The following is a 13,148-nucleotide window of genomic DNA, read 5'->3' as shown; positions in this document are numbered from 1 at the left end:
AACGCATCGCTGCGACACCTCGTCACCTATAGAGAGGTGGACCACCGCGCCGTGTCCGTGCAGGCGGCACTACGATGGAAGCCTCCACGCCACAGCACCCACCTCGCCGTCCTAAAAAGCCATCAACGCTCGATTTGGGAAGGCCAGACGCATCCTCATGGGGAACAACATGTCGTTCATCGGCCGTGACATGGCTGTCGACCTCGGGACCGCCAACACGCTGGTGTACGTCAGGGGCCGGGGGATCGTCCTCAACGAGCCGTCCGTCGTCGCCATCAACACCAACACGGGCGGCATTCTCGCGGTCGGCGCCGAGGCGAAGAAGATGATCGGCCGGACGCCGGGCAACATCGTTGCCGTCCGGCCGTTGAAGGACGGCGTCATCGCCGACTTCGAGATCACCGAGCGAATGCTCCGCTACTTCATCCTGAAGATCCACAAGCGCCGGTACCTCGCCCGGCCGCGTGTCGTCGTCTGTGTGCCCTCCGGCATCACGGGCGTTGAGCGCCGCGCGGTCATCGAGGCCTCGACGCAGGCGGGCGCCCGTCAGGTGCACATCATCGAGGAGCCCATGGCCGCGGCCATCGGCTCCGGACTCCCGGTTCATGAAGCCACCGGCAATATGGTCGTCGACATCGGCGGCGGCACCACCGAAGTCGCCGTGATCTCACTCGGCGGAATCGTCACAGCACAGTCCATTCGCGTCGCCGGCGACGAGCTGGACAACGCGATCATTCAGCACATCAAGAAGGAGTACTCACTCCTGCTCGGCGAACGGACCGCCGAGAACATCAAGATCACCATTGGTTCCGCGTACGACATGGACAAGGACGAGCACACCGAGATCCGCGGTCGTGACCTCGTGTCCGGTCTGCCCAAGACCGTCGTCATTTCGGCCGCCGAAGTCCGCAAGGCGATCGAGGAACCGGTCAACGCGATCGTGGACGCCGTCAAGACCACGCTCGACAAGTGCCCCCCGGAGCTGTCCGGTGACGTCATGGACCGCGGCATCGTCCTCACCGGCGGTGGCGCACTGCTGCGCGGCCTGGACGAACGGCTGCGCCGCGAGACCGGTATGCCGATCCACATCGCCGAGGACCCGCTGGATTCGGTGGCCCTCGGATCCGGCAAGTGCGTCGAGGAGTTCGAGGCGCTCCAGCAGGTGCTGGACGCCCAGCCCCGCCGCTAGGTCTGTCGTTCGGACGAGGCCGGGGCACGCGAGCCCGGCAGGATCCGAACGAGAGTCCCTGGGTCTGTCGTGTGGATCGAGCCTGGCAGGATCCACACACAGGCCCCAGGTCTGCTCGGGGGGCCCGCGGTGCCGGGCCCCGGGGGAGTCGATCTGCCCCTCTGGGCCCACGGGGCCCCGGGGGGTCCCCTGTTCGGGTGCCTGCCAACCCATACGGCAGATCGTTGATATACAGACATCAACATTCCTACGAGGAAGGCACGGCCGCCGCACGTGAGGGACACACGAGAGAGCCGGCTGCTCTTGGTGCTGCTGATCGCCATCGCGTTCGCTTTGATCACGGTGGACATCCGCGGGGGCGAGGACTCACCCGTCGACGGCGCCCGGCAGGCCGCCGCCTCGGCGTTCGGGCCCGTCGAGAACGGCGTGGCCGCAGCGGTTGACCCGATCGGCAACGCCATCGGAGCCGTACGGGACTCCGGGGAGCGACACGACCGCATCGCCGTGCTGGAGCGTGAGAACGCCGCGCTCAAGGCCAGACTCGGAAGCGACGACCGCAACCGCAGCCGAGCGCGCGAGCTCGACAAGATGCTCAAGACGGCGGGAGCCGGCCAGTACGGCATCAAGGGCGCGGAGGTCATCGCCATAGGAGCCGCCCAGGGCTTCTCATGGACCGTCACCATCGACGTCGGTTCCGACGACGGGATCAAGCGGGACATGACCGTGCTGAACGGCGACGGACTCGTCGGCCGCGTCACCACCGTCGGCCCGGGCACGGCGACCGTACTGCTGGCCAACGACCCGGACTTCACCGTCGGCACCCGGATGGAGAAGACCGACGAGCTCGGCTTCGCCACCGGCCAGGGCGACCGACCGCTCTCCGTCCAGCTGCTCAACGGCAAGTCCAAGGTGAAGAAGGGCGACCGGCTGGTCACCTTCGGCTCCCAGGCCGACAAGCCGTTCGTGCCGGGCGTCCCCGTCGGCGAGGTGGTCCGCGTCGACCCCTCCGGCGGCGACCTGACCCGCAACATCTTCGTCCGGCCCTACGTCGGCTTCAGCAAGCTCGACATCGTCGGCGTGGTCGTCGTAGCCCCGCGCTCCGACCCGCGCGACACCGTGCTGCCGCCGAAACCCGCGGCGCCCAGGCCCACCCCGACGGTCACCGTGACCGTCACGCCCGGCGCCGGCAGCGGCGAGGACTCCGGCAGTGCCGACGACCAGAACGACCAGCAGTAGGAGCTGATCCGTCATGCGTTTCAACCGGATGCTTCTCTCGACGACGCTCGTCGTGGTCGCTCTCGTCATCCAGGTCTCCGTCCTCGCCCGCCTCCAGCTGCCCGGTGCCGTTCCCGACCTGATGCTGCTCGTCGTCCTCGGACTCGCGCTCGTCTACGGCCACATGGCGGGTGCCTTCATCGGCTTCGGCGCCGGACTCCTCGCCGACCTCGCGCCGCCCGCCGACCACGCGGCCGGACGCTACGCGCTCGTGCTCTGCGTGATCGGCTACCTCGCGGGCCTCGCCCGCCCGGACACCGGCCGGTTCAGGTCCGCCACCGGACCGATGCTGGTCGTCGTCGCTGCCGCCGTCGGATCGACCCTGCTGTACGCCGGAGTGGGCGCCCTCGTCGGCGACACCGCCGCCCGCCATGTGGGCCTCGGCAGCCTGCTGTTCACGGCCGCCGTCTACGACCTGCTCCTCGCGCCTTTCACCGTGCCGCTGATCATGGCGCTCGCCAGACGCGCCGACAACGATCCGCTCGAGAACAGCCAGACCAACAACGCCGGGGACGTCGCCTCCGGCTGGCTCGCCTCCGGCACCGGCCTGCGGATCGGCAGCCGGCGCGGCGGCCTGCGACTGAAAGCGGCCAGGACCAGGGCGGCCCGCGCGGGCCGCATCAAGGGAGTCAAGCGACTGTGAACGAGGGGGCACACGCAGCATGAGCAACATCCCCGAGACCGGCCGGACCCCTCGGGTCCAGATCCGGCTCGTCGTCATCCAGGTCCTGGTCTTCTCCCTCCTCCTCACGCTCGGCGGACGCCTCTGGTACATCCAGATCCGCAACGGCCAGGAGTACACCGACGAGGCGAAGAACAACCACGTCCAGCAGGTCGTCCAGCCCGCGGTCCGCGGCTCGATCCTCGACTCCCGCGGCGTCCCCCTCGCCGACAACGAGACCCGCCTGGTCGTCTCCGCGTCCCGCACCGAGCTGATGAAGATGAAGGACGACGGCAAGGCCGTCCTCACCCGGCTCGGCGCGGTCCTCGGCATGAAGCCGAAGGACGTCATGGACAAGGTCAGGCTCTGCGACTCCAAGACCCCGCAGCCCTGCTGGAACGGCTCGCCCTACCAGCCGATCCCCGTCACCGACGAGGCCACCACCCAGCAGGCCCTCCAGATCCGTGAACGCGCCGAGGACTTCCCCGGCATCACGGCCGAGCCCACCGCCGTACGCCGCTACGCCGCGCCCGGCAAGACCAACACCGCTCAGGTCCTCGGCTATCTCTCGCCCGTCACCGACGAGGAGATCGAGAAGGCCAAGGACACCGACTCGCCGTTCCTGCGCTCCGACCAGGTCGGCCGCTCCGGACTCGAACGCACCTACGACAAGGCCCTGCGCGGCAACGCCGGCGTCACCCGCTACGAGGTGGACAACCTCGGCCGCGTCATCGGCCAGGCCGACAAGGACCTCGCCCAGCCCGGTGCCAACGTCGTCACCTCCATCGACGCCCGGGTGCAGGCCGTCGCCGAGTTCGAGCTCAACTTCGCGATGAAGGAAGCCCGCAAGGAGCACGACCGCAACACCAACGAGAACTACAAGGCCGACGCGGGCGCAGTCGTGGTCATGGAGAACAAGACCGGCCGGATCATCTCGATGGCCTCCCAGCCGACCTACGACCCCAACGCCTGGGTCGGCGGCATCTCCGGCAAGGACTACGCCAAGCTCACCGGCAAGTCCTCCAACTACCCCCTGCTCAACCGCGCCATCCAGGGCCAGGCCGCACCCGGCTCGATCTTCAAGGTGATTTCCTCCACCGCCGCGGTCAACGCCGGATACGACTTCAACGGCAACTACCCCTGCCCGAGCTCGTACTCCGTCGGCGGCCAGGTCTTCAAGAACTTCGAGTCCAAGGGCTACGGCAGCATCAGCCTCGGCCGCGCCCTCGAAGTCTCCTGCGACACCGTCTACTACGGCCTCGCCCACCGCGAATGGCAGAAGGACGGCGGCACCAAGCCCAAGAAGAAGCCCAACGACTGGTTCTACAAGACCGCACACCAGTTCGGCCTCGGCAAGGAGACCGGCATCGACCTCCCCAACGAGGTCAGCGGACGCGTCCCCGACCGCCAGTGGAAGCAGAGCTTCTGGGAGGCGAACAAGGACGGCTGGTGCAAGCAGGGCAAGAAGAACGGCGACTACGTCGAGAAGATCGCGTACGAGAACTGCCTCGAAGGCAACCGGATGCGCGCCGGTGACTCCGTCAACTACTCGATCGGCCAGGGCGACACCCTCGTCACCCCGATCCAGATGGCCACCATCTACGCGGCCATCGCCAACGGCGGCACTCTCTTCAACCCCACCATCGGCAAGGCGATCATCAGCGCGGACGGCAAGAGCGTCGAGCAGATCAAGCCCACCTCGCACGGCAAGCTGCCGATGAACACCAAGACCCGGAAGCAGATAGACGCCGCCCTCGCGGGAGTCACCACCCGCGGCTCCGCCGCCTGGCGATTCGGCGGCTGGCCGCAGGACAAGATCCCGATGCACGCCAAGACGGGTACGGCCGAGGTCTACGGCAAGCAGACGACCTCGTGGTTCGTCTCCTACACGAACGACTACACGATCATCATGACGATCTCCCAGGGTGGTACGGGTTCCGGAGCGTCCGGACCCGCCGTCCGCAAGATCTACGAAGCCATGTACGGACTCGACGAGAAGGGCGCCCAGGACCTCAAGAGGGCCCTCATGCCCGCCCCGCAGACCGCACTGCCGAAGATCCAGCCCGACGGCTCCATCGACGCCCCGAAGGTCGAGCCGTACCAGCCGAAGAAGCCCGAGGCCCCGGCCGAACAACAGCTCGCGGGACCGCCCGCGCGAAGGGACTGAGACATGGCCGGCAATGGCTTCTCCGTCTCCGGATACGGGCCCCAGCGCGGCGGCATGTGGACCCGTCTGTCCTCACGCGACTCCGTCGTGCGCAGACTCGACTGGCCCCTGCTGCTCTCCGCGATCGCCCTCTCCTTCGTGGGATCGCTGCTGGTGTGGTCCGCGACCCGCAACCGCGAGGCACTCAACCACGGAGACCCCTACTACTTCCTGTTCCGGCACGTCCTCAACACCGGCATCGGCCTGGCGCTGATGGTCGGCACGATCTGGCTCGGACACCGCACCCTGCGCGGAGCCGTGCCCGTGCTGTACGGGATCTCCGTCGTCCTCGTCCTGCTCGTCCTCACGCCCGTCGGCGCGACCATCAACGGCGCGCACGCCTGGATCGTGCTCGGCGGCGGCTTCTCCATCCAGCCGTCCGAGTTCGTGAAGATCACGATCATCCTCGGCATGGCGATGATGCTCGCGGCCCGCGTCGACGCGGGCGACCTCGTCCATCCGGACCACCGCACGGTCGCCAAGTCCCTCGGCCTCGCGCTGGTGCCGATGGCCATCGTGATGCTGATGCCCGACCTCGGCTCGGTCATGGTGATGGCCGTCATCGTGCTCGGCGTCCTGCTCGCCTCCGGCGCGTCCAACCGCTGGATCCTCGGACTCCTCGGCACCGGCGTCATCGGCGCCGTCGCCGTCGCGGCCCTGGGCGTCCTCGACGAGTACCAGATCAACCGCTTCGCGGCGTTCGCCAACCCCGAACTCGACCCCGCCGGAGTCGGCTACAACACCAACCAGGCCCGGATCGCCATCGGATCCGGCGGCCTGAGCGGCACCGGCCTCTTCAAGGGCTCTCAGACCACCGGCCAGTTCGTCCCCGAGCAGCAGACCGACTTCGTCTTCACCGTCGCCGGCGAAGAACTCGGCTTCCTCGGCGCCGGATTGATCCTGCTGCTCCTCGGAGTGGTGCTCTGGCGCGCCTGCCGGATCGCCCGCGAGACCACCGAGCTCTACGGCACCATCGTCGCCGCCGGCATCATCGCCTGGTTCGCCTTCCAGTCCTTCGAGAACGTCGGCATGACCCTCGGCATCATGCCGGTCGCCGGTCTGCCACTGCCCTTCGTGTCCTACGGAGGCTCGTCGATGTTCGCCGTCTGGGTCGCCGTCGGGCTGCTCCAGTCCATCCGCGTGCAACGGCCGATAACTGCGTAGTGCCTGCCTGGGCGGGTCTGGCGAACCCAATCATGGGTAAGTTCGATTCATGGTGGACACGAAGCGAGAGATCGAGCGCAAGTACGAGGCCGCCCCCGACACCAAGCTGCCCGACCTCACCAAGGTCAGCGGAGTCGCCGGAACGCTCGAACAGGGCGTCACCGAGCTCGACGCCGTCTACTACGACACCGCCGACCTGCGGCTCTCCGCAGCCTCCATCACCCTGCGCCGCAGGACCGGGGGCGCGGACGCGGGCTGGCACCTCAAGCTCCCCGTCGCGCCCGACGTGCGCGACGAGATCCACGCGCCCCTCTCCGACGAGGTCCCCGACGAGATCGCGAAGCTCGTCACCGCCCACGTCCGCGGAGCCGACCTCGTCCCCGTCGTCCGCCTGCGCACCGCCCGCGACGTCCACCATCTGGTCGACGAGGACGGCGACCTCCTGGCCGAGCTCAGCAAGGACACCGTCCACGCACAGCGGCTCGCCCCGGGCGAGCTGCGCACCGCCGCGTGGGACGAGATCGAGGTCGAACTCGCCGACGGCAAGGATCCGGCCCTTCTCGACGCGATCGACAAGAAGCTCCGCAAGGCCGGAATCGTCCGGGCCGCGAGCCCCTCCAAACTGGCCCGCGCACTGGAGGAGACCGCCCCGGACGAGGACTCCACCGAGCAGCAGGCGAGCGGGAAGCCCGCCGGGCCCCTCGTCCCACCCGGCAGCGCGGGCGACTACATCCTCGGCTACGCCCGCGAGCAGATCGAGGCCATCCTCGCCTACGACCCCGCCGTGCGCCGCGACCTCCCCGACGCGGTCCACCAGATGCGCGTCGCCACCCGCAGGCTCCGCAGCGCCTTCAAGACCTACCGCAAGATCCTCGACCGCTCCGTCACCGACCCCGTCGGCGACGAGCTGAAGTGGCTGGCCGCGGAACTCGGCGTGGCCCGCGACCAGGAAGTACTCGCCGCACGGCTGGACACCCGTATCGCCGCCGTACCGCAGACACTGCTGCTCGGACCCGTGCGCGCACGGCTCCAGGTCTGGAACGCCTCACAGGGCTCCGACTCCCGCCGCCGGGCCGTCGGCGCCCTGGACAGCACGCGCTACCTCGACCTTCTGGACACCCTGGACGCGCTCCTGGCCGACCCGCCGCTGCGCAAGGCCGCCGCAGGCGACCCCTCCGACGTCCTCCCCAAGGCGATCACCAAGGACTACGAGCGCCTGGCCGGCCGGGTCGAACCCGCCCTCGGCATGGAACCCGGCGAGGAACGGGACGTCGCCCTCCACGAGGCCCGCAAGGCCGCCAAGCGCGCCCGCTACGCCGGAGAGGCCGCCAGGCCCGCCCTCGGCAAGCCGGCGAAGCGCTTCGCCAAGGCCATGAAAAACGTGCAGTCCCTGCTCGGCGACCACCAGGACAGCGTCGTCGCCCGCGGCACCCTGCGGGACCTCGGAATCCACGCCCACGCCGCCGGAGAGTCCGCCTTCACCTGGGGACTCCTCTACGGCCGGGAGGAGAGCGAGGCGGCCGATCTGGAACGGGAACTGCCCGGCGTATGGTCCAAGGCCGCCAAGAAGGATCTTCGGACTGCGCTGACCGGGTGAGCATCGGGGGTACGCTGGATGGTCACCCAACCCGCTCATGAGAGACACCACGATGCCTGTCGAGTCGGTCTTCCCACGCCTGGAAGCGCTTCTCCCGCACGTCCAGAAGCCGATTCAGTACGTCGGAGGAGAACTCAACTCCACCGTCAAGGACTGGGACGCCTGCGACGTCCGCTGGGCGCTCATGTACCCCGACGCGTACGAGGTCGGACTCCCCAACCAGGGCGTCATGATCCTCTACGAGGTACTGAACGAGCGGGACGGCGTGCTGGCGGAGCGCACCTACAGCGTGTGGCCCGACCTCGAAGAGCTGATGCGCGAACACCGGGTGCCGCAGTTCACCGTCGACGCGCACCGCCCGGTGAAGGCCTTCGACGTCTTCGGCCTCAGCTTCTCCACCGAGCTGGGTTACACCAACATGCTCACGGCCCTCGACCTCGCCGGCATTCCGCTGGAGTCGCGGGACCGCACCCTCGACGACCCGATCGTGCTCGCGGGCGGCCACGCGGCCTTCAACCCCGAGCCGATCGCCGACTTCGTCGACTGCGTGATCATCGGCGACGGCGAGCAGGCTGTCCTCGACATGACCGAGATCATCCGCACCTGGAAGGCGGAAGGACGCCCCGGCGGCCGCGAGGAGGTCCTCTTCCGCCTCGCCCGGACCGGCAGCGTATACGTCCCGGCCTTCTACGACGTCGAGTACCTGCCCGACGGCCGCATCGGCCGCGTCGTACCCAACAAGTCCGGTGTCCCGTGGCGCGTGTCCAAGCACACCGTCATGGACCTCGATGAGTGGCCCTACCCCAAGCAGCCCCTCGTTCCGCTCGCCGAGACCGTCCACGAGCGCATGTCCGTCGAGATCTTCCGCGGGTGCACCCGCGGCTGCCGCTTCTGTCAGGCGGGCATGATCACCCGTCCGGTGCGCGAGCGCAGCATCACCGGCATCGGCGACATGGTCGACAAGGGCCTGAAGGCGACCGGCTTCGAAGAGGTCGGCCTGCTCTCGCTGTCCTCCGCGGACCACAGCGAGATCGGCGACATCGCCAAGGGCCTGGCGGACCGGTACGAGGAGGACAAGATCGGCCTGTCCCTCCCGTCCACCCGCGTCGACGCGTTCAACGTCGACCTGGCCAACGAACTGACCCGCAACGGCCGGCGCTCCGGCCTCACCTTCGCTCCCGAGGGCGGCTCCGAGCGCCTGCGCAAGGTCATCAACAAGATGGTCTCGGAGGAGGACCTGATCCGCACGGTCTCCACCGCGTACGGCAACGGCTGGCGCCAGGTGAAGCTGTACTTCATGTGCGGCCTGCCCACCGAGACCGACGAGGACGTCCTGCAGATCGGCGACATGGCCGTGAAGGTCATCGCCGAGGGCCGCAAGGTCTCCGGCCAGAACGACATCCGCTGCACCGTCTCCATCGGCGGCTTCGTCCCCAAGCCGCACACGCCCTTCCAGTGGGCGCCGCAGCTGAGCGCCGAGGAGACCGACGCACGGCTGGAGAAGCTGCGCGACAAGATCCGCGGCGACAAGAAGTACGGCCGCTCGATCGGCTTCCGCTACCACGACGGCAAGCCCGGCATCGTCGAGGGCCTGCTCTCGCGCGGCGACCGCCGCATCGGCTCCGTCATCCGCGCCGTCTACGAGGACGGCGGCCGGTTCGACGGCTGGCGCGAGCACTTCTCGTACGACCGCTGGATGGCCTGCGCGGACAAGACGCTCCCCGAATTCGGCGTGGACGTCGACTGGTACACGACCCGCGAGCGTACGTACGAGGAGGTCCTGCCCTGGGACCACCTGGACTCCGGTCTCGACAAGGACTGGCTCTGGGAGGACTGGCAGGACTCGCTGGACGAGACCGAGGTCGAGGACTGCCGCTGGACGCCGTGCTTCGACTGTGGGGTGTGTCCTCAGCTCGACACCTCCATCCAGATCGGCCCGACGGGCAAGAAGCTTCTGCCGCTGACCGTCGTCAAGTAGCTCTCGGGATGGGCCCGGTCGCGTGGGAAGCCGCGTGGCCGGGCCCATCGGCGTGTGGGCACAATGGGGCGATGCCGCAGCTCACCTCGCCCGTCACCGGCGTCCACAGCTCGTTCCTCGCCGCCATCGACGAGTTCCTCGCCGAGGGGGCCGACCCCAACACCCTGCTCGCGCACGAGATCGAGGAGTTCGGCCGCGTCTGGCACCGGGCGGACGCGTTCGCCGAGTACGTGGGGCGGCTGCGGGCCGAGGCGTTGGAGGAGACCCCGCGTCCGGAGGGCTGGGTGCCGCATACCAACCTCTGGTTCCTGGACGGCGACGTCTTCCTCGGGCGGCTGGCGATCCGGCATCGACTCACGCCGTTCCTCCACGAGTTGGGCGGGCACATCGGCTACGCGGTACGGCCGTGCGCCCGGCGCAGGGGACACGCCACCGCGATGCTGCGCCAGGCCCTTCCCTACGCACGTGAGATCGGCATCGACTCGGTGCTGCTCACCTGCGACCTCGCCAACACCGCCTCGCGCAAGGTGATCGAGGCCAACGGTGGTGTTCTGGAGGACGAGCGGGGTGGAAAACGCAGGTACTGGATCCGGACGGACCTGTGATGCGTCCTGCCTGACATGGATGTGGAGAAGCGGGCGCCGGCACACACGCCGGCTCGCCGGAGTCAGGGGTACGGCGGGCATCAGGCGCCGACGGGGTACGAGCCGGGCGAGGGATGTCTGACGACCTTCGTGCGGGTGCCCGTGCGGATCGTGGTGCTCGTCGTGGTCGTACCGGTGCGCATGCTGTGGGATCTGCTCGCCCTCTGCGGCCGGGCCCTCCACCGCACGGTGCTGCGACCGGTCGGGCGCGGCCTGGCGTGGGTGTACGCCTCCGTCCTCACGCCGGTCGGGCACGCTCTGGTGTGGCTGGCGGTGGTGCTCGGCAAGGTGGTGTTCGTCTGGCCGTGGGTGGGGCTGTGGCGTCATGTCGTGGTGCCGGTGGTGACGTACGGCCTGGTGGTTCCGGCGGTCTGGGCATACCGGCACGTGCTGACGCCGGTGGGTCTGGGTGTCGCCTGGGTGCTGTGCGGCCTCGGGCGCGGCATCGGATGGACGCTCGGGACGCTGGGGCGTGGGATCGGCCTGCTTGTCCGCAATCTCGTCGTGGCTCCCGCGCGCCTGCTCCACCGTTCGCTGCTGACGCCGGTCGGGCACGCTCTGGCGTGGCTGGCGGTGGTGCTCGGCAAGGTGGTGTTCGTCTGGCCGTGGGTGGGGCTGTGGCGCTATGTCGTGGTGCCGGTGGTGACGTACGGGCTGGTTGTTCCGGCGGTCTGGGCATACCGGCAGGTGCTGACGCCGCTGGGGCACGGCATCGTCCGGCTCGCGGCCGGCCTCTGGCACGGACTGGCCGTCCTCGGCCGCGGCCTGTGGACCGCCGTCACCTGGATCGTGCTGACTCTGCTGGTCGCGCCGGTGGTGTGGCTGGTGGGCACGCTTGTCGTCGCACCGCTCGGGTGGATCTTCCGGCGGGTGCTGGTGCCGCTCGGCCGTGAGATCGGTGCGGCCTTCGCCGTCGCCTGGCGGGTTGCCGGCTATGTGCCGAGCGCGGTCGGCGGCTCCGTGCGGTGGCTCGTCGTCCAGCTGGTGGTCCGGCCGGTGCGCTGGTTCTACGGGAGTGTGTGCACTCCCGTCGGCCACGCCGTGCGGGACGGTGTCTGGCGTCCGGCGAAGAGAGCCGCTGTCGAGGCCGGCCGGGCGGCCGTGTCAGCGGTCCGTTCGGCGAGGGAAACGATCCGGCAGGCGAGGCGTGACGCCTGGCGTGCACTGGTGGGCGGACCGGGGTATGCGGAACCTGGGGAACCGCTCGTGCCTCAGGCGCGTACTCTGGGTAGTACAACGACTGTCCCCGGCGCGGCGGCCGAGCCCGAGATCTCCCTGCACAAGCAGGGGTGAGCCGGGCGGGCCCCCACGGGACACCCCGCATCGACGAGGGCGGCGCGCCCCCCGCGCCCGTCCCGCACCGAGGAGAAGAACCACTGGGCAAGCGACAGCCCGAAGGCCCGCCGCCCGCACCTGCGGTGCAGCGCATTCGTCTGCGCTACACCAAGCGCGGCCGCCTCCGGTTCACCAGCCACCGTGACTTCCAGCGCGCCTTCGAGCGGGCGCTGCGGCGCGCCGAGGTGCCCATGGCGTACTCGGCGGGCTTCACCCCGCATCCGAAGGTGTCGTACGCCAATGCCGCACCCACCGGCACGGGCAGCGAGGCCGAGTATCTGGAGATCGCCCTCAGCGAGCACCGCGACCCCGACACGCTGCGCGAACTGCTCGACGAGTCGCTGCCGACCGGTCTGGACATCACCGAGGCCGTCGAGGCCCGTACGTCCGGGCTCGCCGACCGGCTCACCGCGTCCGTGTGGGAGCTGCGGCTCGACGGGGTGCGTCCGGAGGACGCGGAGAAGGCCGTCGAGGCCTTCCTCGCGGCCGACGCCGTCGACGTCCGGCGCAAAACCAAGAACGGCGTACGGACGTTCGACGCGCGGGGTGCCGTGGCGGATCTGCAGGCGGGTCCGTCACAGCCTGATAGGCCCGGGGTCGAGCCCTGTGCGATACTGCGGCTGGTTGTTCGGCACGTGACACCTGCCGTGCGACCCGACGACGTCCTGTCCGGTCTCCACGCTGTGGCCGACCTGGCGCCGCCGGTCCCCGCAGCGGTGACCAGGCTGGCGCAGGGGCTCTTCGACGAGGAGTCCGGCACGGTGACCGACCCGCTCGCGCTCGACCGCGAGGCAGTTCCGGCCGCTTCACCCACGGCCGTCGGAACAGCCTCCCCCTAGCTTCGCCGGGGGGACACCCCGCGACGGCGCCCGAAGGTCCCGCCGCGTTGGAGCAGTCGTTGTAGCGCGGCTCTCGCATCCGGGAGCCACCTGGGTCGGGCCGCGCAAGGACCAGGAGACTTTCGCCAGGCCGTGCGTACATCGCGTACGGAACCGGCGAGCCAGACATAACAGCTCCCGTGCGGCGCCCGCGCCCCGGACGGCGGCACCGCGCACATCACGCGGGCCGCGGCCGGACCGGAATGAGGCGCGGCGCCCGG

10 protein-coding genes are annotated in these 13,148 nt (G+C 69.4%); all 10 read left to right on the top strand.

Features of this window, described 5'->3' with window-relative positions; all coding sequences use genetic code 11:
• The first annotated feature begins 169 nt into the window (after nt 1-169).
• Nucleotides 170-1,189, top strand: a complete 1,020-nt coding sequence (locus ABTX78_RS12275) for a rod shape-determining protein (RefSeq protein WP_142218247.1) — start codon at nt 170-172, stop codon at nt 1,187-1,189.
• A gap of 273 nt (nt 1,190-1,462) precedes the next feature.
• Nucleotides 1,463-2,425, top strand: coding sequence for a rod shape-determining protein MreC (mreC, locus tag ABTX78_RS12270; RefSeq protein WP_352206719.1), 963 nt, complete (start codon nt 1,463-1,465; stop codon nt 2,423-2,425).
• 13 nt (nt 2,426-2,438) lie between these two features.
• Nucleotides 2,439-3,107 (top strand): rod shape-determining protein MreD, encoded by a 669-nt coding sequence (gene mreD, locus ABTX78_RS12265; protein WP_352206718.1) that lies wholly within the window; start codon nt 2,439-2,441, stop codon nt 3,105-3,107.
• A gap of 19 nt (nt 3,108-3,126) precedes the next feature.
• The gene (gene mrdA / locus ABTX78_RS12260; protein WP_352206717.1) at nt 3,127-5,292 is read left to right on the top strand and encodes a penicillin-binding protein 2; all 2,166 of its coding nucleotides are present in this window, start codon (nt 3,127-3,129) and stop codon (nt 5,290-5,292) included.
• Between the two features lie 3 nt (nt 5,293-5,295).
• Nucleotides 5,296-6,495, top strand: a complete 1,200-nt coding sequence (rodA, locus tag ABTX78_RS12255; RefSeq protein WP_352206716.1) for a rod shape-determining protein RodA — start codon at nt 5,296-5,298, stop codon at nt 6,493-6,495.
• Between the two features lie 49 nt (nt 6,496-6,544).
• Entirely contained in the window at nt 6,545-8,092 is a 1,548-nt protein-coding gene (locus ABTX78_RS12250; RefSeq protein ID WP_352206715.1) for a CYTH and CHAD domain-containing protein, read from the top strand.
• A gap of 52 nt (nt 8,093-8,144) precedes the next feature.
• Entirely contained in the window at nt 8,145-10,070 is a 1,926-nt protein-coding gene (locus ABTX78_RS12245) for a TIGR03960 family B12-binding radical SAM protein (protein ID WP_313949013.1), read from the top strand.
• A gap of 71 nt (nt 10,071-10,141) precedes the next feature.
• Complete coding sequence (locus tag ABTX78_RS12240; RefSeq protein WP_352206714.1) at nt 10,142-10,675, top strand: GNAT family N-acetyltransferase; 534 nt, start codon at nt 10,142-10,144, stop codon at nt 10,673-10,675.
• 15 nt (nt 10,676-10,690) lie between these two features.
• Nucleotides 10,691-12,007, top strand: a complete 1,317-nt coding sequence (locus ABTX78_RS12235) for a hypothetical protein (protein ID WP_352206713.1) — start codon at nt 10,691-10,693, stop codon at nt 12,005-12,007.
• A 125-nt stretch (nt 12,008-12,132) separates the two neighbouring features.
• Nucleotides 12,133-12,888: a TIGR03936 family radical SAM-associated protein gene (locus ABTX78_RS12230; protein WP_352206712.1), complete on the top strand. Its 756-nt coding sequence runs from the start codon at nt 12,133-12,135 to the stop codon at nt 12,886-12,888.
• Nucleotides 12,889-13,148 lie beyond the last annotated feature (260 nt).

It is taken from the genome of Streptomyces sp. NPDC096193 (assembly GCF_040302905.1).
GTDB lineage: Bacteria > Actinomycetota > Actinomycetes > Streptomycetales > Streptomycetaceae > Streptomyces.
The sequence above is the reverse complement of the archived record's forward strand: the minus strand, read 5'-3'. Positions and strand labels throughout refer to the sequence as shown.

What these genes read in the sequence shown, in the direction of transcription:
- ABTX78_RS12275 (WP_142218247.1), top strand. Translation starts at nt 170, where the DNA reads ATGTCGTTCATCGGCCGTGACATGGCTGTCGACCTCGGGACCGCCAAC.
- mreD (WP_352206718.1), top strand. Translation starts at nt 2,439, where the DNA reads ATGCGTTTCAACCGGATGCTTCTCTCGACGACGCTCGTCGTGGTCGCT.
- mrdA (WP_352206717.1), top strand. Translation starts at nt 3,127, where the DNA reads ATGAGCAACATCCCCGAGACCGGCCGGACCCCTCGGGTCCAGATCCGG.
- rodA (WP_352206716.1), top strand. Translation starts at nt 5,296, where the DNA reads ATGGCCGGCAATGGCTTCTCCGTCTCCGGATACGGGCCCCAGCGCGGC.
- ABTX78_RS12250 (WP_352206715.1), top strand. Translation starts at nt 6,545, where the DNA reads ATGGTGGACACGAAGCGAGAGATCGAGCGCAAGTACGAGGCCGCCCCC.
- ABTX78_RS12245 (WP_313949013.1), top strand. Translation starts at nt 8,145, where the DNA reads ATGCCTGTCGAGTCGGTCTTCCCACGCCTGGAAGCGCTTCTCCCGCAC.
- ABTX78_RS12240 (WP_352206714.1), top strand. Translation starts at nt 10,142, where the DNA reads ATGCCGCAGCTCACCTCGCCCGTCACCGGCGTCCACAGCTCGTTCCTC.
- ABTX78_RS12235 (WP_352206713.1), top strand. Translation starts at nt 10,691, where the DNA reads ATGGATGTGGAGAAGCGGGCGCCGGCACACACGCCGGCTCGCCGGAGT.